The sequence below is a fragment of the Leisingera sp. XS_AS12 genome (genome assembly GCF_041224635.1).
Taxonomy (GTDB): domain Bacteria; phylum Pseudomonadota; class Alphaproteobacteria; order Rhodobacterales; family Rhodobacteraceae; genus Leisingera.
In genome coordinates this window covers 1-392 of record NZ_JBGFGM010000052.1, presented here as the reverse complement: position 1 = coordinate 392, position 392 = coordinate 1, and the positions used below count along the sequence as shown (strand labels likewise).

The window sequence follows — 392 nt, the reverse complement described above, 5'->3', positions numbered from 1 at the left end:
GCCAGCTTGCCAAAGGCAATCACCGAACCGGTGAAGGTGATGGCGCCGATGAAGATGCCGAGGAACAGCTCAACCCGCAAAAAGGCGATCTCGGCCGGGGTCTTCTTGGCGATCAGCTTGGCAAAGGTGCCGAGCTCGTCTGCCGTGCCCGCCGCCGCGGCGGCCGCCACATTGCCGATCTCGAAATGGGCGATGAAGCCGACAAACACCGCGGCGAGGCCGACCAGCGAGTGCATCGCCGCCACCAGCTGCGGCATCTCGGTCATCTGCACCTTCTTTGCTACATCCCTGCCTATTATGCCGCCGCCCGCGATCAGCAGGACCGACAGCAGCCACATGCCTGAGCTGGGGCCGATGAGGGTGGCAGATACCGCCAGCGCCATGCCCGCGAT

1 protein-coding gene is annotated in these 392 nt (G+C 64.5%); it reads right to left on the bottom strand.

Annotation, left to right across the window (positions count from 1 at the left end):
- A partial coding sequence (locus AB9K35_RS02060; RefSeq protein ID WP_369924221.1) for an NAD(P)(+) transhydrogenase (Re/Si-specific) subunit beta occupies nt 1–392 on the bottom strand: 392 nt, incomplete at both ends.